General features: G+C 71.5%; 1 protein-coding gene. It reads left to right on the top strand.

Translation table 11 applies throughout. The annotated features are described in order from the left end of the window. Nucleotides 1–214, top strand: a 214-nt coding sequence (locus AC3A6Y_RS35130; RefSeq protein WP_487872809.1) for an autotransporter domain-containing protein, incomplete at both ends; no start/stop codon positions are given.

Here is a 214-nt window from a genome sequence, read left to right as displayed (position 1 = left end):
CCGGGCGCCACCGCTACGAGGTCAAGCCGCAGACCACCCTGCGCACCAAGGGCAAGGGCAGCAGCCTGAGCGCCTCCCTGGAGATCGGCCAGTCCTTCGCGCTCGGCGAAGGCTGGCAGATCGAGCCCCAGGCGCAGCTGGTGCATCAGCGCCTGGACCTCGACGACGTGGACATCGCCGGCGCACGCGTGCGCCAGGAGCGCGACAGCCACTG

The organism is Variovorax sp. Soil_C_17 (assembly GCF_057657265.1).
This window is presented reverse-complemented; position numbering and strand designations above follow the sequence as displayed.